Origin of the sequence: Massilia pseudoviolaceinigra, assembly GCF_030846505.1 — a bacterium.
Taxonomy (GTDB): domain Bacteria; phylum Pseudomonadota; class Gammaproteobacteria; order Burkholderiales; family Burkholderiaceae_D; genus Telluria_A; species Telluria_A violaceinigra.
In genome coordinates this window covers 84,664-106,890 of record NZ_JAVCWL010000027.1, presented here as the reverse complement: position 1 = coordinate 106,890, position 22,227 = coordinate 84,664, and the positions used below count along the sequence as shown (strand labels likewise).

At 63.5% G+C, this 22,227-nt stretch carries 22 protein-coding genes; 9 read left to right on the top strand and 13 right to left on the bottom strand.

Annotated elements, in window-relative coordinates; all coding sequences use genetic code 11:
* The first annotated feature begins 4 nt into the window (after positions 1–4).
* Together RBA40_RS33595 and RBA40_RS24010 are read left to right on the top strand one after the other, a co-directional pair.
* The gene (locus RBA40_RS33595; protein WP_374710541.1) at positions 5–157 is read left to right on the top strand and encodes a cache domain-containing protein; all 153 of its coding nucleotides are present in this window, start codon (positions 5–7) and stop codon (positions 155–157) included.
* Positions 158–378: 221 nt separating this feature from the next.
* Positions 379–1,416 carry a porin gene (locus RBA40_RS24010; protein ID WP_306650566.1) on the top strand — a complete coding sequence of 346 codons (1,038 nt, stop codon included), beginning with the start codon at positions 379–381 and terminating at the stop codon, positions 1,414–1,416.
* 129 nt (positions 1,417–1,545) lie between these two features.
* Here the strand turns inward: RBA40_RS24010 and RBA40_RS24005 are convergent, their stop codons facing one another.
* A complete protein-coding gene (locus RBA40_RS24005) occupies positions 1,546–2,223 on the bottom strand; it encodes an RNA ligase 1 family protein (RefSeq protein ID WP_306650565.1) in 678 nt (225 codons plus the stop codon).
* Positions 2,224–2,379: 156 nt separating this feature from the next.
* Here RBA40_RS24005 and RBA40_RS24000 point away from each other — a divergent pair, with 156 nt between their 5' ends.
* Complete coding sequence (locus tag RBA40_RS24000; RefSeq protein ID WP_306650563.1) at positions 2,380–2,907, top strand: porin family protein; 528 nt, start codon at positions 2,380–2,382, stop codon at positions 2,905–2,907.
* Positions 2,908–2,957: 50 nt separating this feature from the next.
* Entirely contained in the window at positions 2,958–3,338 is a 381-nt protein-coding gene (locus RBA40_RS23995) for a nuclear transport factor 2 family protein (protein ID WP_306650562.1), read from the top strand.
* 11 nt (positions 3,339–3,349) lie between these two features.
* Here RBA40_RS23995 and RBA40_RS23990 read toward each other — a convergent pair whose 3' ends face one another.
* From RBA40_RS23990 to queE, 7 genes are all read right to left on the bottom strand, one after another.
* Complete coding sequence (locus RBA40_RS23990) at positions 3,350–4,537, bottom strand: DUF418 domain-containing protein (RefSeq protein WP_306650560.1); 1,188 nt, start codon at positions 4,535–4,537, stop codon at positions 3,350–3,352.
* Positions 4,534–5,811 (bottom strand): NAD(P)/FAD-dependent oxidoreductase, encoded by a 1,278-nt coding sequence (locus RBA40_RS23985; RefSeq protein WP_306650558.1) that lies wholly within the window; start codon positions 5,809–5,811, stop codon positions 4,534–4,536. The genes RBA40_RS23990 and RBA40_RS23985 overlap by 4 nt, the downstream gene beginning before the upstream one ends.
* Positions 5,804–6,721: a muramoyltetrapeptide carboxypeptidase gene (ldcA, locus tag RBA40_RS23980; RefSeq protein WP_306650556.1), complete on the bottom strand. Its 918-nt coding sequence runs from the start codon at positions 6,719–6,721 to the stop codon at positions 5,804–5,806. Before ldcA ends, RBA40_RS23985 begins: the two co-directional genes overlap by 8 nt.
* Complete coding sequence (locus RBA40_RS23975) at positions 6,718–7,644, bottom strand: alpha/beta fold hydrolase (RefSeq protein WP_306650554.1); 927 nt, start codon at positions 7,642–7,644, stop codon at positions 6,718–6,720. The genes ldcA and RBA40_RS23975 overlap by 4 nt, the downstream gene beginning before the upstream one ends.
* Before the next feature lie 193 nt (positions 7,645–7,837).
* The gene (gene tadA, locus RBA40_RS23970; protein WP_306650553.1) at positions 7,838–8,350 is read right to left on the bottom strand and encodes a tRNA adenosine(34) deaminase TadA; all 513 of its coding nucleotides are present in this window, start codon (positions 8,348–8,350) and stop codon (positions 7,838–7,840) included.
* Entirely contained in the window at positions 8,343–8,789 is a 447-nt protein-coding gene (queD, locus tag RBA40_RS23965; RefSeq protein WP_099878933.1) for a 6-carboxytetrahydropterin synthase QueD, read from the bottom strand. Before queD ends, tadA begins: the two co-directional genes overlap by 8 nt.
* An 8-nt stretch (positions 8,790–8,797) precedes the next feature.
* Entirely contained in the window at positions 8,798–9,433 is a 636-nt protein-coding gene (queE, locus tag RBA40_RS23960; RefSeq protein ID WP_306650552.1) for a 7-carboxy-7-deazaguanine synthase, read from the bottom strand.
* 208 nt (positions 9,434–9,641) lie between these two features.
* On the opposite strand from queE, the gene RBA40_RS23955 reads away from it, so the two are divergent.
* Positions 9,642–10,484 carry a sensor histidine kinase gene (locus RBA40_RS23955; protein ID WP_306650550.1) on the top strand — a complete coding sequence of 281 codons (843 nt, stop codon included), beginning with the start codon at positions 9,642–9,644 and terminating at the stop codon, positions 10,482–10,484.
* A gap of 120 nt (positions 10,485–10,604) precedes the next feature.
* On the top strand, positions 10,605–11,645 hold the full coding sequence (locus RBA40_RS23950; protein ID WP_306650573.1) for a sensor domain-containing diguanylate cyclase: 1,041 nt from the start codon (positions 10,605–10,607) through the stop codon (positions 11,643–11,645).
* 98 nt (positions 11,646–11,743) lie between these two features.
* On the opposite strand, the gene RBA40_RS23945 is transcribed toward RBA40_RS23950, so the two are convergent.
* Positions 11,744–12,883 (bottom strand): oxidoreductase, encoded by a 1,140-nt coding sequence (locus RBA40_RS23945; protein WP_306650548.1) that lies wholly within the window; start codon positions 12,881–12,883, stop codon positions 11,744–11,746.
* A gap of 1 nt (position 12,884) precedes the next feature.
* Complete coding sequence (locus RBA40_RS23940; RefSeq protein WP_306650547.1) at positions 12,885–13,280, bottom strand: RidA family protein; 396 nt, start codon at positions 13,278–13,280, stop codon at positions 12,885–12,887.
* 136 nt (positions 13,281–13,416) lie between these two features.
* Here RBA40_RS23940 and RBA40_RS23935 point away from each other — a divergent pair, with 136 nt between their 5' ends.
* Positions 13,417–14,304, top strand: coding sequence for a LysR substrate-binding domain-containing protein (locus tag RBA40_RS23935; protein ID WP_306650545.1), 888 nt, complete (start codon positions 13,417–13,419; stop codon positions 14,302–14,304).
* 47 nt (positions 14,305–14,351) lie between these two features.
* On the opposite strand, the gene RBA40_RS23930 is transcribed toward RBA40_RS23935, so the two are convergent.
* A complete protein-coding gene (locus RBA40_RS23930) occupies positions 14,352–15,374 on the bottom strand; it encodes a DUF4034 domain-containing protein (RefSeq protein WP_306650543.1) in 1,023 nt (340 codons plus the stop codon).
* A gap of 394 nt (positions 15,375–15,768) precedes the next feature.
* Between RBA40_RS23930 and RBA40_RS23925 the strand changes: the two genes are divergently transcribed.
* On the top strand, positions 15,769–18,621 hold the full coding sequence (locus tag RBA40_RS23925; protein WP_306650542.1) for a M16 family metallopeptidase: 2,853 nt from the start codon (positions 15,769–15,771) through the stop codon (positions 18,619–18,621).
* A gap of 66 nt (positions 18,622–18,687) precedes the next feature.
* On the opposite strand, the gene RBA40_RS23920 is transcribed toward RBA40_RS23925, so the two are convergent.
* Both RBA40_RS23920 and RBA40_RS23915 read right to left on the bottom strand, forming a co-directional pair.
* Positions 18,688–19,785 carry a YsnF/AvaK domain-containing protein gene (locus RBA40_RS23920; protein ID WP_306650540.1) on the bottom strand — a complete coding sequence of 366 codons (1,098 nt, stop codon included), beginning with the start codon at positions 19,783–19,785 and terminating at the stop codon, positions 18,688–18,690.
* Between the two features lie 5 nt (positions 19,786–19,790).
* On the bottom strand, positions 19,791–20,240 hold the full coding sequence (locus RBA40_RS23915; protein ID WP_306650539.1) for a YsnF/AvaK domain-containing protein: 450 nt from the start codon (positions 20,238–20,240) through the stop codon (positions 19,791–19,793).
* Between the two features lie 154 nt (positions 20,241–20,394).
* On the opposite strand from RBA40_RS23915, the gene RBA40_RS23910 reads away from it, so the two are divergent.
* Positions 20,395–22,179, top strand: a complete 1,785-nt coding sequence (locus tag RBA40_RS23910) for a PHA/PHB synthase family protein (RefSeq protein ID WP_306650537.1) — start codon at positions 20,395–20,397, stop codon at positions 22,177–22,179.
* The last annotated feature ends 48 nt before the right edge of the window (positions 22,180–22,227 follow it).

The following is a 22,227-nucleotide window of genomic DNA, read 5'->3' as shown; positions in this document are numbered from 1 at the left end:
TACCATGGTCAAGGATTTTATTAAATTGGCGAAGACCAAAGGAAAGGGATGGATCGATTACAGCTGGCCTAACCCCGTGACGAAAAAGGTGGATAAGAAATCCACCTATCTTGAAAAGTCTGGTGACGTTCTTATCGCCAGCGGCATCTATAAATAGTCGTCACATTGCGGACCGGATAGTGCTGCTGGTGCATAAGCCGGGCGAATCCGATAGATGCGTGGCGCGCCAGGCGGCACCGGCCTTATCGTTTCGCAATGAAGCTCTTCAGGCCATCGTTCCCGGCCGCCGTACACTCGTGGCATGACGTTGTCTGAAGAAGTCGCCGAGACCTGGACAACGGCGCCAGTAAATATCCAACCTATTTGCAAGGAAATACCATGAACAAGTATGTCTTCGCCGTGTGCGGAATTTTTTGCAACGTTGCCATGGCGCAAAGCAGTGTCACCGTGTATGGCGTGGCTGACGCTGGCATCGTCAAGGAATCGGGCGGTCCTGCCGGCAGCGTTACCAAGATGGTGGGCGGGGTGGAAGGTGGATCCCGAATCGGGTTCCGCGGCACCGAAGATCTGGGCGGCGGGCTGGCGGCGGTATTTACGCTTGAAATGGGTATCAATCTCGACTCTGGCACCAGCGCGCAGGGCGGCTTGGCCTTCGGCCGCCAGGCTTTTGTCGGGTTGAACAGCAAGGCAGGCGCCCTGACCTTGGGCCGCCAATACACCCCCCTATTTCTTACCCTCTCGGCAATCGATCCCTTTCAAGCATTTAGCACTGCCGGATCTGCCGCCAATCTGATGTCCAACGCGGGCATTCGGATGAACAACACGGTCAAGTACGTTTCGCCGACGCTGAACGGCTTTACTGGGGAGCTTGCCTATGGACTAGGCGAAATTGCGGGCAATTCGGACGCGGGAAGGCAGCTCGGCGCAGCGTTTGGCTACGTACGCGGTCCGTTCAGTCTGCGGCTCGCCCACGCCAGCGTCAACAGCATTCCCGTGGCCACAGCGCTCACTACAGGAAAAACAACCTTAATTGGCGGGGCGTATGACTTTAAGGTTGTAAAAATTTCCCTCGGCTTCGCTACTAATAAAGGAACCGTGAATGTCAATACCAGGGTTGACCCGAATCCGGCTGCGAAATCGCACGATACGATTCTGGGACTGACCGTGCCGGTAGGGGCGGGGAATATCCGGGCTTCATCCATCATCAAGCAAGACCGTCGGACCGACCGTGACTCCAAACAGCTGGGTCTGGCTTACAACTACTTCATCTCGAAGCGCAGCGACGTTTATATTGCCTATGCGCGCATTGAAAACGATGCGCTCCCCGGCACCACCGGTTTTTACACAGTTGGCAATGCCACCGAGGCTGGCAGCGGTGACCGGGCTTTTAATATCGGCATGCGCCACAGTTTCTAGCCTGTGTTTCCACAGGCGCTGGTGACCGGACTGCGGTCGCGCATAAGCCATGCAAACGTACGTTCGACCATCCAGCGCCGCGCTTGTACCTGAAACCCGATCAGCTGATGCTTGCAGCCTGGCTGGGATTCACCCTGCCGACTGTGCGCGCTTGATACCGAAATCGCTCGCCTTGATCTTCGCCATTCGCCCATCAGGGTGATGCCAGACAATACCTTCGATGACATGCTCGGTCAGATACTCGCGCAAGGCGTTGAAGGTGCGCGGGCAGTCCGGCAATTGGTCCTTGCCATGCGGGACCAGAATATGTTCCGTCAAGCCCTCGGGATTGGCGCCGTGGCGCGTGCCGATTTTCGGCCCGCACACTTCATACGTGCCGTCAGGAACCGGGCCGCCGCCGAACAGCGTACGCACGCCCCACTCCACCCCTTCGATAATGCGCGCCGAGTCCGGTCCCACCGCCGGAACCCAGCCCGGCCAATGGCCGGTCGCCTCATCCGCTGCCGGTTGCGCGGGCATGAAATCGGCGGGTGGCGTGCGGCCCGCTTTCGCGTCGTAGCGTTTGAAGACGGCGCCGTTGGCGACCATGACGGCCATGCCATCCCATTTGCGCGTTGCCATGCCTTCGCCAGCGGCGACCCACTCGGCGCCGGGCACGACCTCGTCACGCACCTGGCGGTCACCATCGTAGTTGCGTTGAAACAGCGAGACGATTTTCTTCATATGATCCTTCACGTGCCGCGATAATCGGGTAGCGGCTGCCCGGATGTCCTGATTTTTAATGTTCGAGAGCGCCAGTTCATGCATACACGAACCCGGCAAACAGACAGCAAACCGTTTATTTTCCCATATTATGTTGCATTAATGGCAGAATTGACAATGTCGCCATCAATCCGGCTATAATTCTCGATAGCAATAGCCAATTACTCGTCCGGCTATCGCACCAACCTATCAGGATAAATTATGCGATTACTATTCAGCGGCGCCCTCGTGGCCTTGGCCGCCAGCTTCTCCACGCCCGCTTCGGCAGCTCCGGACGGCGCCGGTGCGTATGCAAGCTCCCATATCGGCCAGGCTTCCTCGTCGAACAACCGGTTCAAGCGCGACGAGTTGTCGTTCGGACTGCGCGCCGGCTATCAGTTCAACACCTATCTGGGCATGGAAGTGTTCAATACCACGCTCAGCTTCATCGACAACCCGTTTAGCGCCTACCGGACGAACGAGTATTACCCGGAGGACCATTATGGCGTCGCCGTCACGGGCGCCATTCCCCTGGGCGGACGTTTCAGCCTGACCGGCCGCGCGGGCATCGGCCGCACTAAAATGCGAGCCTTTTCCGCGCGCGACAGCGATTATAACGAAACCGATCCGAGTATCGGCGCCGGCGTGAGTTTCAGGTTCAATCCAAACTTGTCGATCAACGCGGAGGCGATGCGCCTGACTAAAACCAAGGTCACGGTTATCTCGACGGGATTCCGCTACCAGTTCTGAAATACCGACCACGCCAGGCGTCAAGCCTGGCTTTTTTATCCGGGGACACCATGCACAACAAGGAAGCGCAAGAGCACATCATCGCGCTGGAAGAACAACTGCGCCTCGCCATGCTCGCGGCCGACGTGGAGGCGCTCGACCGCCTCATTTCACCCGCCCTGCTGTTTACCACCCACATGGGCCAGGTGATCGGCAAGGAGCAGGATCTCGACATGCACCGTTCCGGCCTGCTCAAGTTCACCGCGATTACGGCGGCCGAGCGGCAGGTGGTGGCGGACGGGCGCCTTGGCGTCATATCGGCGCGGATGAACCTCGTGGGCAGTTTTGGCGAGTCGCCTTTCAATCTCGACCTGCGCTGCAGCCGCACCTGGCGCGCGCCCGACGATGGCGGCCGGTGGCAAATCCTCGCCGGCCATATGAGCCTTGTCTGACCCCGAGCCCTCTATTGGCGGGCACCCGCCGTAAAACGGCGCCACAGCGCCTCGACAGGCCCCTGGGCATGGCGCCGCATCCACCAGCGGCTTAGCAGAACCTGCCCGATCATGATCAGCGCGCATACGCCGACCAGCGCTCCGTGCGAGAGCACCGCGCCGAGGCCAAGTCCCGCCCCTTGCAGCAGGAACCCGCACACGACCGACTGCGTCAGGTAGTTGGTCAGCGCCATGCGCCCAACTGCGGCGAAGCACCGCGCCAGGGTCGCCACCACCCGCTCCGAAGCGCACATGAGCGCGGCAACGTAGCCGGCCGCCAGCAGCGGGCCGGCGACTTCGACCAGCATCGACACCAACGCCGCCAACGGCGCGCCGGCCATGGGATTGATCGCATCGCGCAGCGCGGCCCAGCCCCATAGCAGGTTGACCGGCATGCCGCCCCACAGCGCCGCCAGCAGCACCTTGCGCCACAGTGCGCGGTGGCGCTGCGGACGCGTGAGCCAGCCCAGGCGCACGCTGACGACACCCATGAGGAACAGCAGCGCCACCTTGGGCAGGAAAAACAGCGCACTAACCAGGTTGTTCCAGAAATCGACCAGCCGTTCCTGCGCAATCGCCATCGGCGTTCCCTGGGTGTACACGGCATGGGCGCGCGCGCTCTCGCCCACGGCCCAGGCGATGACGTCCGGCGTCATCGCCATCAGCTCGTGGGTGAAAGATGCCGTGAACAGCAACGCCGCCACATTGAGCGCGACCACCCAGCGCAGCGCACGGACGATATCGCCCAGCCTGCGTCCCGCCTGCGTCACGAGCCAGAAACTGCAGACCGCATACACGGTCAAAATATCGCCGAACCACAGCAGGGTGCCATGCAGCAGGCCGCATCCCAGCAGCCAGGTCGTGCGGCGCAGGTAAGTCATTTTGATGTTATCGAGCTGTGGACCGGGGGCGCGGCGCCCGCCCGTCTGCAGCGCGAAGCCGGCGCCGAACAGGAAGGCGAAAATGGGATAGAACTTCTGTTCCGCGAAGGCGGCAATCAGGAACACGATCAGCTTGTCGGCCAGCGCCGGGTGCTCGCCCAGAATGCCGTAACGCGACAGGCTGCTGCCGAATGTGAAGCCCCAGACGTTGATCAGCAAAATACCGAAGACGGCAATCCCGCGCAGCGTATCGATGCGCATCGAGCGCACAGCCTTCATTGCCGCATCCAGTCCCGCAGCTCGTAATACCAGTACGTCAGCTGCGCGGCAGCCAGCCCCGCCGGCCCGCCCGCGAACGGCAAGCCCCAGTCGGAAAAGCGCGCCAGCGCTGCGCCATCGCCGGCGATCGCGCCGGCGATGACCTCGCCCGCCAGCGTGGTCGGCGCCACGCCGTGGCCGCCGAATCCCATGCCGTACCACAGCCCGTCCGGCAAGCGACCGATCTGCGGCATCTTGTGGCGCGCGTAACTCATCATGCCGCTCCACGCATGCTCGACGCGCACGCCCGCCAGTTGCGGGTAGACCTTGAGCATATCCTGATGCAGCAGGCGCGCCACATCGGCGCCGCTGCGCTCGCGCACCGCGATGCGGCCGCCCCACAGCAGGCGCGTATCGGGCAGCGGCCGATAGTAGTCGAACGCGAACCGCGTGTCGTAGACCGCCGCACCGGTGCGCATGGCCGTGTGCAGGCGCTCGCCCAGCGGCTCCGTCACCATTACATAGGTGGCAATCGGCAGTACCGCGCGCGACAGCTTCGGAAGCAGCTTGTCGATGTAGCCGCCGCAGCAGACCACCACCTCGCGCGCGCCGACGGTACCGGCGGCCGTTGTGACGCGCCAGCCTTCGCCGTCGGCGACAATCGTCCCTACCCTGCTCTCTTCATGCACGCGCACGCCGTTCTGCGCCAGCACGCGGGCCAGGCCCTGCGCGTATTTCAGCGGATGAAAATGAAACGCGGCCGGCTCGAACAGGCCGCCGAAGTAGCGCGCCGAATCGAGCTTGTCGGCCAGTTGCGCGCGCGAGAGGCGCTGCCACTCGACGCCCATGCTCTCGCTCATGAAGCGCTGCTGCTCGTCGAGCAGGCGCGCATCGTCGAACCAGTTGGCGAGGTACACGCCGTCTTCCCTGGCGTCGCAGTCGATGCCGTATTGGGCGATGCGCTGGCGGATGCGCTCCACCGCGGCCAGGGTCATGTGATACAGCGCGCGCGCCTCCGCCACGCCGGCGCTGGCGGCGAGGCTGCGTTCGCCCTGCGAAAAACCGCCGAACACAAAGCCGCCGTTGCGCCCCGACGCGCCATGACCGACGCGCTGCGCATCGAGCAGCACGATGTCGCGCACACCGCGTTCCATCAAGCCGATGGCGGTCGCCAGCCCCGCGAAGCCGGCGCCGACGATGCATACGGCCGCGTCATGCTTGCCAGTGAGCGGCGCATAGGGCTCGCCCGGCGACGTAGCCCGGTAGTAGTCGCCTGCCCCCAAGGCTTCAGCCATGGGCAACGGTCGGGTAGCCGCTCATGGTCAGCGTGAAGCCCGCCTCGTCGGAGCAAAGCTGCGCGTGCGCGCCGAACGGAATCGTGGCGCGGTGCGCCGTGTGCCCGAACGGCAGCCCGGTGAGCACGGGAATCGGCAGCGTGGCGCGCAGGTAGGCCAGCATGGCGCAAAAATCGTAGCCGTTATCGGCGGGCGAAAGGCGGAAGCCGGAAAAATCGCCCAGCACCAGCGCCTTCTGGCGCCCCAGCACGCCAGCCTGCAGCAGTTGCAGCAGCATGCGCTCGACGCGGTAGGGATGCTCGTTGATGTCTTCGACGAACAGAATGCCGTCGTCGATGCGCGCAAACCAGTCGGTACCCAGCAGCGAGATGAGCATGGCCAGGTTGCCGCCCCAGATCGTGCCTTCCACCTCCGCTTCCGGGTTGCCGGTGACGCAGGCGCGAATCACGTGGCGCGGCCCGCGCAGGCAGCGCCAGAAGTCGTCCTGCGTGAAGGCCACCGGCTCGGCGGCGCCGAAGTCGCTGTAGAACATCGGCCCGGCGTAGCTCTGCGCGCCGGTCTTTGCCATGAGGCCCATGTGAAAGGCGGTGAAGTCGCTGTAGCCGACGAAGATCTTGCCGCTGTCGGCCATGCGCGCGAAATCGATCTCGGGCAGCAGGCGCGTGAGCCCGTACTGGCCGCGCAGCGCCATCACCACCTGCACTTGCGGGTCGCTCGCCGCGGCATTCAATTGCGCCAGGCGCGCCGCGTCGGTGCCGCCGAAGCGCTGGAACACCTTGTCGGCCTCGAAGTAGTTGTGGACCGTGTGGCCCTGCGCGACGAGGGCGGCGATGCCGCGTTCAATGGCCGCGTTGTCGCTGCCGTAGCCGCTCGGCGCAACGATGGCGATGCCGATGGGTTGTGAGTTCACTGTTTTTCAAAAAGCCGCGCTGTGGAGTCGGGACTCATCTTACCGTGCGCGTGCGCATCGATCAAGGCGATCAGCCGTTCGATCAATTGTGGCGGCAGGTCGTGGCCCATGCCCTCGATGACGTCGAGGCGCGCGCCGGGAATCAGGCGCGCGGTGTCCTGGCCGCCGGCCAGCGGCACCAGCGGATCGGCCGCGCCGTGAATGACCAGCGTACGGACGCGGATCGACTTGAGCAGTTCGCTGCGGTCGCCCGTGGCCGCGATGGCCACCAGCTGGCGCGCCACGCCGCCGGGGCAGACATTGCGCTTGATCGAACGCGCGATGCGCTCGCGCAGTAGCCGCTCGGGGGTGGGATAGGCCGGGCTGCCGATCACGCGCATCGTATGGACCATGTGCGTGACCAGGCTATCGAGATCGCGCGCATTGCGCGCCGGGCGCATCAGCACCGCGCGCGCTTCCCTGGTCGGCCCGGGCAAGCCGCGGCGGCCGCTGTCGGACATGATGGAGGTCAGGCTGATGACGCGCTCGGGATGGCGCGCCGCCAGGATTTGCGCGATCATGCCACCCATCGAGGCGCCCACCACGTGCGCGCGCGCCACACCGAGGGCGCTGAGCACGCCGAGCGCGTCGTCCGCCATGTCGGCCAGGGTGTAGGCGCTGCGCAGCGGCCAGCGCACCAGTTTCTTGAGCCAGGCCAGTGGCAGGCTGGGCGTGCCGGCGTGGTCGAATTTGGTGGACAGGCCGCTGTCGCGGTTATCGAAACGGATCACGTAGAACCCGAGCTCGACCAGGCCGTCGACGAAGTCGTCGGGCCAGGCGGTCAGCTGCATGCCCAGGCCCATGATCAGCAGCAGCGGCGTGTCCTTGGGGTCGCCTGCTGTTTCGTAAGCGATCCGGATTCCGTTGGCGGTAAGAATAGGCATGCTCAGGGTGCCGGCTGGTGATAGAGAAGGTCGCGTGGCACGCGCAATGCGTGCCGCCCCGCCAGCGGCGAAACGATGCCGCGGCATTTGATTCAGCGCGAACCAGCATACCATTTTTGCGGCGCGGCTGGCATACGGTGCGTCAGCACGACGCCCGCGTGCGGCAAAGCGGCGGCGTCCGCTTGCGCAGACGCTACGGCGTTGGAATGTCCTGTGCGCTTGCGGTCGCCTGGGCCGCCTGGCGCGCAGCCTGCGCGGCCTGGCGCCGTTCGGCGAAAAATGCACGCAGCATGGTGCTCGCTTCCAGCGCCATCACACCGCCGACCAGTTCGGTATGGTGGTTCAGCTGCTCCTGCTCGAACAGATTGAGCACCGAACCGCAGGCGCCGGTCTTCGGGTCGGGCGCGCCGAATACCACGCGCGCCAGGCGGGCGTGCATCATTGCGCCCGAACACATCACGCACGGTTCGAGCGTGACGTACAGCTCGCATCCGGGCAAGCGGTAGTTGCCCAGCTTCTCCGCGGCGGCGCGCAGCGCGACGATTTCCGCGTGCGCGGTCGGATCGTGGCGGCCGATCGGCTGGTTAAAGCCGGTGGAAATCACTTCACCATCCTTGACCACCACCGCGCCGACCGGCACTTCGCCCAGGCTCCATGCATGTTGCGCCTGTTCCAGCGCCAGTTGCATGAAGGCTGGATCAGGCATCGGTAATCTCTGCCCAGCAGTTCGGGGTTTCGTGCAGCACCAGCTTGTGCAGGTGCAAGCCCGTGCCGAAGCGGTCGGTGTAGGCGGCCTTGAGGATGTCGAAGGCGATCTGGGCCAGGTTTTCGACGGTTGGAATGCGGTCGATCACCACGGTCTTGTGGCCCGGCAGCGACGCGAGGAACTCGCGCACCTTGTCGTCCTTTTCGTAGACCAGGAAGGCATGGTCCCACACGTCGACCAGATGTTCCTTGGCCAGCGCCTTGATGTCGGAAAAATCCATGATCATGCCGTTGTCGGAGTTGCCTTCGGCATGGATGACCGCGCCGGTGAGCGTGATTTCGAGCGTGTAGCGGTGCCCGTGCAGGTTGCGGCACTGGCTTTTGTGGTCGGGAATGCGGTGCCCTGCATCGAATTCGAGCTTGCGTGTGATGGTGAGCATGAAGTGCTTTAAGGTATCTGTAAAAGTTTATGGGTTTGCAAGCTCAGCTTCCACTTGGGATGGCGCTTGCAGGTCTCGATGGCGAGACGGGTGTTGTGTTCGCCGAGCGGGCCGTCCATCGGCTGCACGAAAAAGTTCTCGAAATCGAGCCCCTCGTAGGCGCCCAGGTCCTGATTGAGCTGGGGAATGACGACCTTGAGCTCGTTACCCTTCTCCACCACCAGTTTCGAGCCCATCTTGGGGCTGACGCAGATCCAGTCGACTCCGGGCGGCACCGGCAAGGTGCCATTGGTTTCGATGGCGATCTCGAAGCCGACCGCGTGCATCGCATCGATCAGGGGCGCGTCGAGCTGCAGCAGCGGCTCGCCGCCGGTAAAGACCACATATTTACTATGCGGATAGGAGGCGGGCCACAGGCTGTCGATCAGCGCGGCCAGGGCGGCGCCGGTGGCGAATTTGCCGCCGCGTTCGCCGTCGGTACCGACGAAATCGGTATCGCAGAAGGTGCACACGGCGCTGGCGCGGTCGCTTTCACGCCCGGTCCACAGGTTGCAGCCGGAAAAACGGCAAAACACGGCCGGACGCCCCGCGTGCGCGCCCTCTCCCTGCAGGGTGTAGAAAATCTCTTTAATGCTGTAAGTCACTTGATTGTCCTAATCGTCAACCCTCCATTATAGCAAGGTCGCGTGGACCAACCGTAAACCACAAAAAATGATGCCTTTACGACAGACAAATTCCCAAATGAAACAGAGTTGATTAGAGACAATATCCGTGAAGATGACGCGGAGTAACTTGATCGGAGTCAGCTTGGTTTTGTCAGATAAGTCTTGCCAGATTCCTCGGAAGGTTCTCATGCATATTACGCCCACCGCCATACTCGCCCTGCTCTGGATGCTGCTCATCGGCTGGGGCTTTTACGCCTTGCTGCAACGCCACCTGCGCCTGGACGACCAGCTTTCCGACAAGGAAGCGCAGCTGTCCATCGAACGCCATGCGCGTGACGTGGCCGAACTGGCACTGGCCAACACCCATCTGTCGCTGTGCCAGTTGACCAAGCAGCAGGAGACCATCCGCGAAAGCGAGCGCCAACGGATCTCGCGCGACATCCACGACGACCTCGGCCAGAATCTGCTGGCGCTCAAGATCGACCTGCAACTGCTGCACGTGAGCACCACCGGCGCCCATCCGCTGATTACCCAGAAGGTCGACTGCATGATCGGCAACCTCGACAACACCATCAAGTCGCTGCGCGCCATCATCTACGACCTGCGCCCGGTGGTGCTGGAAGCGGGTTTCCAGAGCGCGATGGAGTGGCAACTGAGCGAATTTACCCGCATGCACGGCATCCGCCACGCCTTCACGGCTGATCCGACGGCGCTGGACGCTCCCCCCGATGCCGAGCGCGACGCCATGCTGTACCGCATCGTGCAGGAAGCGCTGTCGAACGTGGCGCGCCATGCCCATGCCACCGAAGTGAACGTCAAGCTGCACCGCTTCGGCGACATGCTGACCCTGCGGGTGGAAGACAACGGCGTCGGCATGGTGGCGGCTGGCAACGGGCGCGGCTGCGGGCTGCCCGGCATGCGCGAACGGGTGCGCGCCATCGGTGGCTGCTTCGCCATCGATAGCCTGCCCGGCAACGGCACCGTGCTGTCGGTATCGATCCCCTTGACGGTTGCAATTGCCGCACACTAAAGCACGATCGCACGCACCCTTGTGCTTTATCAATAGAATAGCTGTCCGCCAGAGGCAAAATTAAGTCTTGTCGGCAGTCAATATTTTGCCTTCAGGATACATCTAAAGGGGCGGCACATGATGAGCAAGATGAAACTCCAGAGCGCAACGCCGCAGGGCGTCCCGGACCAGGAACGCGCCTTTGCCTACAAGCTCATGGAAATGCTGGCCGTGCCCGCTTTTGTGCTGGACACCAACCGCCGGGTGATCATCTGGAACCGCGCCTGCGAGCGCCTGACCGGGGTGCAAGCCGAGGAAGTGCTGGGCACCCAGAATCACTGGCAGAGTTTTTACCGGGAAGCGCGCCCGACCTTGGCCGACCTGGTGGTAGAGAACCGCGGCGACGAACTCGATTCGCTGTATCCGCACGCCGCCAAAAGCACCCACGCGGCCGGCCAGCTGGGGGCCGAAAGCTGGTGCGACATGCCGCGCGGCGGCGAGCGGCGCTACCTGGCGACCGATGCGATCCCGATCCTGGACGATAACGGCAAGCTCGAAGCGGTGGTGCAGACCCTGCGCGACATTACCGACGAAAAGGCGGCCCAGGTCGCACTGGAACAACTGGCCACGCTCGACGGCTTGACCGGCCTGGCCAACCGCCGCTGCTTCGACAACACCCTGGCCGCCGAGTGGGCGCGCGCGCTGCGCCAGCAGCAGCCGCTGTCGCTGCTGATGGTCGATGTCGACAATTTCAAGGCCTACAACGACGCCAACGGCCACCTGGGCGGCGACGAATGCCTCAAGCGCATCGCCAGCGCCGTGGCCAGCGAAATGCGGGCCAACGACCTGGTGGCGCGCTACGGCGGCGAAGAGTTTGCCGTGATCCTGCCGAACCAGTCGCTCAAGGGTGCGGCTATCGTTGCCGAGCGCATCCGTCGCCGGGTCGAGCAGCTCAAGGTGCCCAATGGGCGCGGCGCCAACGAACACGTCACGGTGAGCATTGGTGCGGCCACCGCCCTCGCCTCGTGCGACACCACGGCCTGCCAGCTGGTGGCCACGGCCGACGCCGCCCTGTATCGCGCCAAGCACATGGGCCGCAACCGGATCAGCTTGCCGGCAACCGAGCCGGACGCAGCGGCCACCGCCCGGCCCGGCACCCACACGGCCATGAACGCGTCCTGACGGCGTCGAGCACTGCGCGGCCAGCCTCGTGTTGACGCCTGCGGCGCTGCGCATCCCCGCCGGGCCCCGAATCGGACCAAGCCAGACCGCTTAAGGCATTAAAGCAAGGCGTGGGTAGTCTGGACCTGGCGGCGCTCCGCATTCGCGAGGTCCGCGATGGGGGACAGGATCTCGCGGTCGAATTCATCGAGTGGGGCGCCGCGCAGCACGCGCGCGGGCCAGTCCGGATGAGTCAGCGCGCCACGTCCGAGCGACACGACATCGGCTTGGCCGCTTCCGATCAGGCTGGCCGCGCGTTCGGGATCGTTCAGCGATCCATTGGCGATCACGGGTATGCCCGCATGCCGTCTTGCCAGTGCAGCCAGGCTGGCGCCCTGGCCGAATGCACTCTTCCATGCTTCAAACTCGGTCGTGTGGACGTAGTCGATCGGCAGCGTTGCCAGCGCCTTGAAGATGAGCGCCGCCTCGCTTTCCCCATCGCGCCACTTGTGCGTGAAATCGTTGACCTTCCCCTGGGATATGCGCAGACCGACCGTGAATTCAGGGCCAAGCGCCGTGCGCACGGCCCGCGCGACCTCGACAATCAGGCGCAGGCGGCGCTCGACATCGCCGCCATGGCGGTCGCCGCGCAGGTTCGTCCCTTCGGTGAGGAATTGATCGAGCAGATAGCCGTTCGCCCCATGGATTTCGACGCCGTCGAAGCCTGCCTGTTTGGCCCGGAGCGCCGCGTCGGCAAAGCCATCGATCGCTTCCGAGATCTCGGCGTCGCTCATCGCGCGTGGCACCGGATAGTCGCCCTGGCCCCGGTAGAACGTCATCTGTTGTCCTTTTGGCCGCACCGCGGACGGGCCCACCGTGCCATCGCGGTAAGGGTTCCCCTGCGAGAGCGCGCCGGCGTGCATCAGCTGCGCAACCACGCGCGCCCCGCCAGTATGGACCGCATCCGTCACCGTCGCCCAGGCATCGCGCTGGACGTCGTCCGACAGTCCGGGCTGGTTCCAGTAGCCTTGCGAATACGCCTTGTCGGTATAGATTCCCTCGGTGATGACCAACCCGAAGCCGCCCTCGGCGAAGGCACCGTAGTAGCGTGCCATGCGCCCCGTCGCGCAGCCGCTGTCGGTTGCGCTCACGCGCGTCATGGGCGCTACCGCCAGGCGATTTCGAAGTGCCATGCGGCCGATCGCCAGCGCTTCGAACAGGCCGTCGTGCTGGCGGGCGCCATGCGTATCAGTACTCATCTCAGCTCCCTGATTTCGGACGGACTGCGGCAATGGCCTCGATTTCGATCATGGCAGCGGGATCGTACAGGGCCTTGATTTCGGCAATCGTATCGGCCGGATACGGCGCCGCAAAGAACTTCCGGCGCAGTTCCACCACCTCCTTGAAGTTGCCCATGTCAGTCACGAAGATCGTGACCTTGATAACGGCGTCGAGGCCAGAGCCGCCGGCCTCGAGCGCGCGCCGGAGGTTGGCGAACGCCTGCTCGCCCTGGGCACGGAAACCGCCTTCGACAATCTTGCCATCGTCGCCGGCGCCCGCTTGACCGGAGACGAACAGCAGATCGCCGAATTTGATCGCTTGCGAAAGCAGGAAGGGTTCGTAATTGTCCGGCTGGGTAATAATTCGTTCGAGCATGATTTGCTCCTTCTGTATGGGTAGTGAATGGGTGTCGGCGCTGTCGGTGCCGCAGGGAGAAGATAGGCGTGCGCCGTTATGTTGACAAACTCTCATTTGTCAGGCATAAGGTGAATTATTTTCATCTGTGTGCACAATGCGGCGACTCCCACCACTCTCGGCACTACGCGCGTTTGAAGCGGCAGCCCGCCACGGCAGCTTCAAGCAGGCCGCCAACGAACTTGCCGTCACGCCGACGGCGATCAGCCATCAGATTCGCTCTCTCGAGCAATACACCGGGCTGACGCTGTTCGAGCGGCAGGTGCGCAAAGTGGTCCTGACCGACGCCGGGGCGGAACTGTATCCGGTGCTGCGCGACGGTTTCAATGCGTTCGAGACGGTCCTGCAGTGCCTGGGAACGGCCCAGGCACGGCGCCGGGTCATCATCTCGGCGACCAATGCGTTCATGGCGCGCTGGCTGGCACCCCGGGTGGCGGACTTTCAAAAATTGCATCCGGAAATCGATCTGAAGCTGTACGCATCCGATCAGGCAGTCGACCTCGAGTCTGACGTGGCCGACATAGCGATCCGCTACGGGCGCGGGCCGTATCCCGGCATGGTGGCGGAGCCGCTGTTCGCCGACAGTTTCGCACCGGTGTCCAGCCCCCAGCTCGGAGCATTAGGACTGGCGGATCTGGAGCGGGTCCCGCTGATCGATTTCAAGTGGACCCACGACCATCCGCTCAACCCTACCTGGAAGAACTGGTTTGCGGCTACCGGCCTACCGTGGAAGGCACATCACGGCCGGCTTCTTTTTTCGGACGAAGACCATGCGATCCAGGCGGCATTGGCCGGTCAGGGAATTGCACTTCTGAGCCTTGAGCTGGTGGCGTCCGAGATCGCGGCCGGGCGCCTGGCGCAGCCGTTCGGCCCGAGCATACCCGGTCATACCTATCATCTGGTCCGAAGTGCGGGCCGTCTGCACGAGCCGCATGTCGACTCGGCATTGGCATGGTTGCGCGGCCAGGCCCGCGGCGCGGCCTGACGAAGCGGGATGGCTGCGCTAAGCCATGATGGCGCGGCGGACCACGGTCAATCGCACTCCACGTCACCGGATTGTTTATACTCGACGCAGCGCGGCAGCCTGCCGGTGTCGCTGTGTTTGGCCAGCGCCATGCAATAGGCGTAGTTGCGCTTGCTTCCCCAGAACGCCGGATCGACGTCGGCGCCCAGCACGTCCAGCTGCTTCTTGAGATAGCTCGCATCCTTGGCGATGCAAGCAAAGGTGCCTAGATAGTTTCTCGCGCGCTTTTCATCGAACGTGGTCAGGATATCCTCGAAGCCGGTCTTCATCCGGGGCCAGCTGACGGCGCCGGACGTGAACATGTCCGACGATTGCGAGTGCGACCAGTGCATGCGCGCGTACATGGTTTGTCCGAGCCGTTCCTTGGTCAGTTCGACCGCGCGCTCAACGACGTCGTTGAACTCCTCCTTGGATCCATGCCACCGTTCGGTGTGGTAGCGCGCCGCCTGATAATGCAGATCCATATAGTAGGGGGCGATCGCGACGCCCTTCTCATACAGTGCATCGAACTTTTGCGCCGTCTCTGCCTGCGCCACGCCAACTTCCAGCATGGCGGCATACCAGGCCGGATTGGTCTTGTTGGTCGCAGCGAGGGTATCGAGCTGCGCCTTGGCCGATGCCATCCGGAGCTTGAACAATTTCCACTGCGCCGGGCTGACTGTCGGCGCGTAACCTGCTCCGCGCGCAAGCCAGGCATATTTGACGGTGAAGAATGCCAACGCCAGCTTGGGCGCTGGCGACCTGGGCGACGCCTTGCGCCAGGCGCGCAAGGAATCCTCCTGGGCGCGTGCGGTGTCCTCCGTTACGGGCTCCGAGCCGCAGGTATTGAAGGACTGCCCAATGCCATCGAAAAACGCCTGCAGCGTGGCGATGCTGTCGGCAGTCATCGACTTTTCTTCCAGATAACTGGCGTACAAGGCGTCCAGTTTTTTATAGTCCTTTTTCTCGAAAATCGCTTGTACCTCGTCGACGACAACATTCGTCGGCCGCGTACGCTTGGTTGCAGAGCACCCTGCATACGCCGACTGCATGGATACGAGCAGCGCGAAGGAACATGCTGAAATACGGGATAAATGTTGCCAGGATGGGGTCATAAAAGAGTAGTGTGGGCAAACAGCGTGTGTCCGCCAGGGTGAAATTAAGGCATCGTATCCGATGAACTATTGAGTATCCTGCAAGCATTTTACAGTGCGCCGCCGCGCCGTCCGCTGCGGCTGGACCGGGACCACATCAAGCCGGGGACAATGTTCGGCGGCTCAGCCGGCACGCCGAGGGAAAATGCCGGCTGGCGCGGACTGGCGGAACGCCTGAACCGACTATTTTTTCGGGATGTCGTGGACGCTCCACGTATGCACAAATTTCTTCTGTCCTTTCTTGCCCGATTCTTTTATCCTGCGGCTACCATTTTCAGCCTCAGGAGACAACGTGTCGAAACTCATTCCGATTACCCTGCTCGCCCTGCCCGCGTTCGCCATGAACGCCGTGGCAGCCGGCCCGGCGGCGCCCGCCAGCGCAGGCGGCAAAGCCGATGTGCTGCCGTTCAAGGCCACCGAAAAAACCCTCGCCAACGGCTTGAAGATCATCGTCGTCCCGACCGGCTTTCCCAACCTGGTGTCGGTACAGATTCCGGTGCAGACCGGTTCGCGCAACGAGATCGAGCCGGGCAAGTCGGGCTTCGCGCACTTTTTCGAGCACATGATGTTCCGGGGCACCAAAGCCTATCCGCCTGAAAAGTACCAGGACGTCATCACCAAATCAGGCGCGCGCCAGAATGCCTACACCAGCGACGACCTGACCAATTACTACACCACCTTCGCCAAGGACGACCTGGAAACCATCCTCAAGGTCGAGGCCGACCGCTTCCAGAATTTGTCGTACGGCGAAGACGCGTTCAAGACCGAATCGCGCGCCGTGCTGGGCGAATACAACAAGAACAGCGCCAACCCGATCTCTAAGATGTTCGAGGCGCAGCGCGACACAGCCTACACCACGCACACCTACAAGCACACCACGATGGGCTTCATCAAGGACATCGAGGACATGCCGAACCAGTACGCGTACTCGAAAGTGTTCTTCGACCGCTGGTATCGCCCGGAACGCACCACGGTGATCATCGCCGGCGACGTCGATCCGCAAAAAGCCATCGCCCTGGTCGAGAAATACTGGAGCAAATGGCAAAAAGGGACCTACAAGAGCGAAGTGCCGGTGGAGCCGGCAGCGCGCGGCGCACTCTACAAGCATGTGCCCTGGCCGACGCAGACGCCGCCGCTGGTGACGGTCGGCTTCCGCGCGCCGGCGTTTTCGACCACCGCGAAAGACCATGCCGCGCTGTCGATGCTGCTGTCGCTCTCGTTCGGCCGCACCTCGCCGCTCTACAAGCGCCTGATGCAGGATGAACAGAAGGTCGACCAGTTCAGCGACTACACGCCGGGCCGGGTCGACGCCAACCTGGCCACCATCATCGCCCGCGTCAAGAAGCCAGACGATGCCGTATACGTACGCGACCAGATCCTGCAAACTGTCGCGCAACTGCGCAACGTGGCGGTCACAGACCAAGCCCTGGCGGACGCCAAATCGGCCCAGAAATACGGCCTGATCCGCTCGCTCGACAACACCGAACAGATCGCCGGCACGCTGGCGTCCTACGTGCATTACAACCGTTCCTACGGCACGCTCAACCAGTTCTACCGCCTCACCGACAGCCTGACCCCGGCCGACCTGCTGGCCGCCGCCCGCAAGTACCTGGTCGACGACGGCATGATCGTCACCACCCTGTCCAACCAGGCGCTGCCGGAATCGATGGCCACCCTGCCCTCGCTGGCGAGCCTGGCGGCGCCTGCCCCGCAAGCCAAAGTCGACGTGCTGGTGCAAAAATCGGCGCTGCCGCAAATCCGCTTCAAGCTGCTGTTCGCCGCCGGTTCGGCGCACGATCCAAAAGGCAAGGAAGGCCTGGCGGCGCTGACCGCGATGATGGTCGCCTCGGCCGGTTCGAGCGAGCGCAAGACCGACGAAGTGACCAAGGCCCTGTTCCCGCTGGCCGGCTCGTTCACCGAACAGACCGACAAGGAAATGACCACCTTCACCGGCTCGATCCACAAGGATAACTGGAAGCAGTACCTGAGGGTGGCCATGCCGCAGCTGGTTTCCCCGGGCTTTCGCGAAGAAGATTTCCGCCGTCTCAAGGATTCGCTCAAGAATGCCCTGCTGGTCGACCTGAAAGACAATAACGAAGAAGAGCTGGGCAAGGAACGCCTGCAGACCAACGTCTTCGCCGGCACGCCGTATGCTCATCCGGTGCTTGGCACGGCCAAGGGCATCGACGCGATCACCCTGGACGACGTCAAGGACTTCTACAAAAAAGCCTACACCCAGGGTGCGGTCCGGGTCGGCATTTCCGGTGACGTATCCGACGACATGACGGCTGCGCTCAAGCAGGCGCTGGCCAAGCTGCCGGCCGGTGCCGGTTTGGCGGTCACCACCGCGCCGGTCGCCCGCATGCCGAACGGCCTGGAAGTGGAGATCATCGAAAAGAACACGCGCGCGACCGCCCTCTCGTTCGGCTTGCCGATCGAGGTGCGCCGCGGCCATCCGGACTTCCCGGCGCTGTGGCTGGCCAAGACCTTCCTGGGCGAACACCGCGCCTCGAACGCCTACCTGTACCAGCGCATCCGCGAGCTGCGCGGCATGAACTACGGCGACTACACCTACATCGAGGCTTTCCCACGCGGCATGTTCCAGTTCTTCCCGAACCCGAACGTCGGCCGCAAGGGCCAGCTGTTCGAGGTCTGGATTCGCCCGGTCGCACCGGAAAACGCCCACCTTGCGCTGCGCATCGCCTTGACCGAACTCGACAAGGTGATCCAGCAGGGCTTGACCGAGCAACAGTTCGAGATCACGCGCGGCTATCTGATGAAGAACGTGTTCGTGATGACGGCCACGCAAGACCAGTACCTCGGTTACGCGCTCGATTCCCAGTGGTACGGCACGCCTGAGTTCACCAAAATGATGCGCGATGGCTTGAGCAAGCTGACCCTGGCCGACCTCAACGCCGCGATCAGGAAGCACCTGTCGACCAAGAACCTGTCGCTCGTGTTCATCACCAAGGATGCGGCCGGCCTCAAGGAAAAACTGGTGACCGACGCGGTGTCGACGATCAAGTACGACGGCAACAAGCCGCAGAGCTTGCTCGACGAAGACAAGGTCATCGGCAGCATGAAGCTCAACATCAAGCCCGAGGCAGTGAAAATCACCCCGGCCAGCGCGGTATTCGCCGAGTAAAGCTGCACTCAGGCGTACGCCAGGCCGCGTCCAGAGAGGGGCGCGGCCTGGCGCGTCGCAGCGAGATCAGGAAGTCATGCGCTCCCAGCCATGCCTGATCGCCGCCTTCATCTTTTCCCAGGTCGACCCGGGATTGCGCGCCTCCCAATCGGTGCGCAGCCCGGGCTCGATTTCTTCCCACGGACGCCCGCGATAAATTTCGCTCCCCGCCATGCTGGTGCCGTAGCGGTAGGCCGGCGCGTAGTCGTCGTAGCTGCCGCCCTCGCGCGCGAAAGTGCTGGTCCAGTGGCCACGGAAGTAGGCGTCGTCGTCGGGCGCGATCTGTTCGATGTCCACCTCCGTATGGCGCACGGTATCGTTGATCTGCTCCCTGCGCTGCGTCACTTCCTTGCCGACGATGACTTCTTCCACCATGCGCGCCGACTTCTCGACCACCGCTTCTTCCGCCGTTTCGCGCAGTTCGATCGTGTTTTCCTGGAAGGCGGCAATGTCGGCCGGGTCAACCAACTTGTCCACCGCGCGCCGCTCCACGTTGATGTGCTCCTCGCGCAGGCCGATGCTTTCGCTCACCGGCGTTTCCACGATGCGCTGGTAGATGCGCACCCCGCCGCGCTGCACCTCGCGCTTGCCGACCTTGATTTCTTCCTGGATCACGGGAATGGCCGTGGTGTCGGCCGCGCGCTGCTGCGAGTCCGCCATGGCCGAGCCCTGGGCGCTGCCAAGGCCGCCCTGGGACGAGCCGAACGTCGACTGCTGCGACATCGCCTGCCCGCGCATGGCGTCGCCGCCCTGCATGCCGCCCTGCCACTGGCTCGATTCCTCGTCGATGTCGACCGGTCCATAGCGCTCGACAATATCGGCCGCGCGTTCCACCTCGGGCTCGTTCGGGGCGGTGACGGTCAGCACATAGTGACCGCGCGCAACGGCATCGGAATACATGCGCGCATGTTCGCTGCGTTCACCGCCGAACAGGTCGGTGAAAAAATGCTTGATGCTCGATCCGAGTGATTCGTCCTCGCCGGCATCGGCCGCGCGGCCCGGGTCGCCCGGGACACCATCGCTCAAGCGCACGTTTTGGCGTGAAAAACCCGACCCGACCAGGTCGTCGAGCGCCTGCTGGGCATCGCTGCGATGATCGAATACCGCTACCAGTGTGTGTTCCATGATGACTACCTCCGTATTGTTGAATTCGCTTCCTTGTGAGGGCCTTCGTCGAACCGTTCGACGACCACGTCTTCCGCGCGCAGCATGACGGTCCCCGATTGCGTGCGGGAGCGCTGGATGCGCGTGATGTGCACTTCTTCCTTGATGCGCAGGCGCCGTTCGGTCACCAGCACTTCTTCGACCACCGGCACGATCAGCGTGTCGCCTTCCTGGCGCGCGGACGGCGCCTGGGACAGGGGCACGATCTTGTCGACGATCACATGCCTGACGTCGAGCTCGTCATACAGCAGGGTTTCGTCAATGTGATGGGGATGTTCGCTGACGGTTTTGTGGATGCGCACGCCGCGGCCGGTATCGACGACCCGCGTTCCCACCTGCAGTTCCTCGCGGTGCAGCGCCACGATCAGCGTGTCACCGTCGGGCTCGCCGGGTGCTTCGGGACAATCGGTTGCCATGAATGTCGCTCCTCGAAAAAACGCTGCAGCAGGAGCGGACCAGAGTACCCCAAAGCGCGCTGACCCTGCGCACCATTGACCTTCCTCAAGTTTTAACTGAGCGCGAAGTCGAAGCTTGAGTTTTGCCCGCATGTGGGCTCAGGAGGAAACCGCAATGGCAGTGCCGTCCATCACCCTGACCGAGCTGACCGAACGCAGCGGGATACCGCAGGCACCGGCGCCGCCCGACATCGAACCGCTCACGCCACTCGACCGCTTCCTGCACGCAATGCAGGCGCAAGCGACGCAGGGCATGTCGCCGACCAGCCTGGCGCTGGCGCATGCCGACTGGCTGCTCAACCTGTTGCAATCGCCCGGCAAGTGGCAGCGCCTGCTGCAGAAAGCCTGGACCAAGGACGTGCGCTGGCTCGACTATGCGCGCCGCCGCACGCTGGGCCAAGCGCCGGCGCCGTGCATCGAACCGCTGGCGCAGGACCGGCGCTTTCGCAGCGCGGCCTGGCAGCGCTGGCCCTACGACCTGATGCAGCAGGCGTTTCTGCTCAACCAGCAATGGTGGCACAACGCCACCACCGGTATCGATGGCGTCAGCCGCCACCATGAGGACGTGGTCGCCTTCACCGCGCGCCAGCTGCTCGACCTGGCCTCGCCGCTCAACTTCGTGGCCACCAATCCCGAGCTGAGCGAGGCCGCCGTGCGCGAGGCCGGTGCCAACTTCGTGCGCGGCGCGGTGAACCTGACGGACGATGTCTGGCGCAGCCTGACGGGCTCGCCGCCGCAGGGTGCCGAAGCATTCCGGCCAGGCATCGAGGTCGCGGTGACGCCGGGCCGGGTCGTGTTCCGCAATCACCTGATCGAACTGATCCAGTATGCCCCGGTGGAAGGCTGCGCCAGCGTGCATGCCGAGCCGATGCTGATCGTGCCGGCCTGGATCATGAAGTATTACATTCTCGACCTCTCGCCCGGCAATTCGCTGGTTCGCTACCTCGTCGGGCAAGGGCATACGGTATTCATGATCTCATGGCGCAATCCCGACGCCGGCGACCGCGACCTCGGCATGGACGACTATCTGCGCGATGGCGTCATGGCCGCGCTCGGGCACATTCGCGGGGTCGCGCCCGGCCAGCGCATCAACACCGCCGGTTATTGTCTCGGCGGCACGCTGCTGTCGATCGCCGTCGCTTCGCTCGGCTGCGAGGGCGAGGCGCAGATCAATTCGATGACCCTGCTGGCCGCCCAGACCGACTTCAGCGAGGCCGGCGAACTGATGCTGTTCATCGATGAAAGCCAGGTGGCCTTTCTCGAAGACCTGATGTGGCAGCAAGGCTACCTCGACAACCGGCAGATGGCCGGCGCCTTCCGCCTGCTGCGCTCGAACGACCTGGTGTGGTCGGTGGCGGTCAACCAGTATCTGCTGGGGCGGCGCGCGCCGATGACGGACCTGATGGCCTGGAACGCCGACGCCACGCGCATGCCTTATCGCATGCACAGCGATTACCTGCGCAAGCTGTTCCTCAACAATGACCTGTTTTCTGGGCGCTACCAGGTGGACGGGCGGCCGGTCGCGCTGGGCGACATCCGCGCGCCGCTGTTTACCGTGGCGGCCATGACGGACCATGTATCGCCATGGCGCTCGGTGTACAAGATGCACCTGATTTCATCGTGCGACGTGCATTTCGTGCTGACCAGCGGCGGCCATAACGCGGGCATCGTCAGCGAGCCGGGGCACCGCGCACGCCGCTACTACACGGCGCGCCGCCGGCCTGGCGATTGCTACATCGATCCCGAGCGCTGGCGGGACCGGGCCAGCGAACGCGATGGTTCCTGGTGGCCCGAGTGGGTCCACTGGCTCGATACGGTGTCGATCCAGCCCCGCGTGCCCGCGCGCGTGCCGCAGGATGGCCTTGGTCCGGCGCCGGGAAGCTATGTGCTGCAGCGTTAGGCGACGTACGTGGAGCGCGTCGTGCCAGCGTGGCACGGTGGCACGACG

Bases quoted from the DNA above. Each gene is read 5' to 3' on its own strand.
- RBA40_RS23975 (WP_306650554.1), bottom strand. From the start codon at position 7,644: ATGCCTATTCTTACCGCCAACGGAATCCGGATCGCTTACGAAACAGCA.
- queD (WP_099878933.1), bottom strand. From the start codon at position 8,789: ATGCTCACCATCACACGCAAGCTCGAATTCGATGCAGGGCACCGCATT.
- RBA40_RS33595 (WP_374710541.1), top strand. From the start codon at position 5: ATGGTCAAGGATTTTATTAAATTGGCGAAGACCAAAGGAAAGGGATGG.
- RBA40_RS23950 (WP_306650573.1), top strand. From the start codon at position 10,605: ATGAGCAAGATGAAACTCCAGAGCGCAACGCCGCAGGGCGTCCCGGAC.
- RBA40_RS23955 (WP_306650550.1), top strand. From the start codon at position 9,642: ATGCATATTACGCCCACCGCCATACTCGCCCTGCTCTGGATGCTGCTC.
- RBA40_RS23990 (WP_306650560.1), bottom strand. From the start codon at position 4,537: ATGAAGGCTGTGCGCTCGATGCGCATCGATACGCTGCGCGGGATTGCC.
- RBA40_RS23920 (WP_306650540.1), bottom strand. From the start codon at position 19,785: ATGGAACACACACTGGTAGCGGTATTCGATCATCGCAGCGATGCCCAG.
- RBA40_RS24010 (WP_306650566.1), top strand. From the start codon at position 379: ATGAACAAGTATGTCTTCGCCGTGTGCGGAATTTTTTGCAACGTTGCC.
- RBA40_RS23915 (WP_306650539.1), bottom strand. From the start codon at position 20,240: ATGGCAACCGATTGTCCCGAAGCACCCGGCGAGCCCGACGGTGACACG.
- RBA40_RS23930 (WP_306650543.1), bottom strand. From the start codon at position 15,374: ATGCAGTCGGCGTATGCAGGGTGCTCTGCAACCAAGCGTACGCGGCCG.
- RBA40_RS23945 (WP_306650548.1), bottom strand. From the start codon at position 12,883: ATGAGTACTGATACGCATGGCGCCCGCCAGCACGACGGCCTGTTCGAA.
- RBA40_RS23935 (WP_306650545.1), top strand. From the start codon at position 13,417: ATGCGGCGACTCCCACCACTCTCGGCACTACGCGCGTTTGAAGCGGCA.
- RBA40_RS24000 (WP_306650563.1), top strand. From the start codon at position 2,380: ATGCGATTACTATTCAGCGGCGCCCTCGTGGCCTTGGCCGCCAGCTTC.
- RBA40_RS24005 (WP_306650565.1), bottom strand. From the start codon at position 2,223: ATGCATGAACTGGCGCTCTCGAACATTAAAAATCAGGACATCCGGGCA.
- tadA (WP_306650553.1), bottom strand. From the start codon at position 8,350: ATGCCTGATCCAGCCTTCATGCAACTGGCGCTGGAACAGGCGCAACAT.
- RBA40_RS23910 (WP_306650537.1), top strand. From the start codon at position 20,395: ATGGCAGTGCCGTCCATCACCCTGACCGAGCTGACCGAACGCAGCGGG.
- RBA40_RS23985 (WP_306650558.1), bottom strand. From the start codon at position 5,811: ATGGCTGAAGCCTTGGGGGCAGGCGACTACTACCGGGCTACGTCGCCG.
- RBA40_RS23995 (WP_306650562.1), top strand. From the start codon at position 2,958: ATGCACAACAAGGAAGCGCAAGAGCACATCATCGCGCTGGAAGAACAA.
- RBA40_RS23940 (WP_306650547.1), bottom strand. From the start codon at position 13,280: ATGCTCGAACGAATTATTACCCAGCCGGACAATTACGAACCCTTCCTG.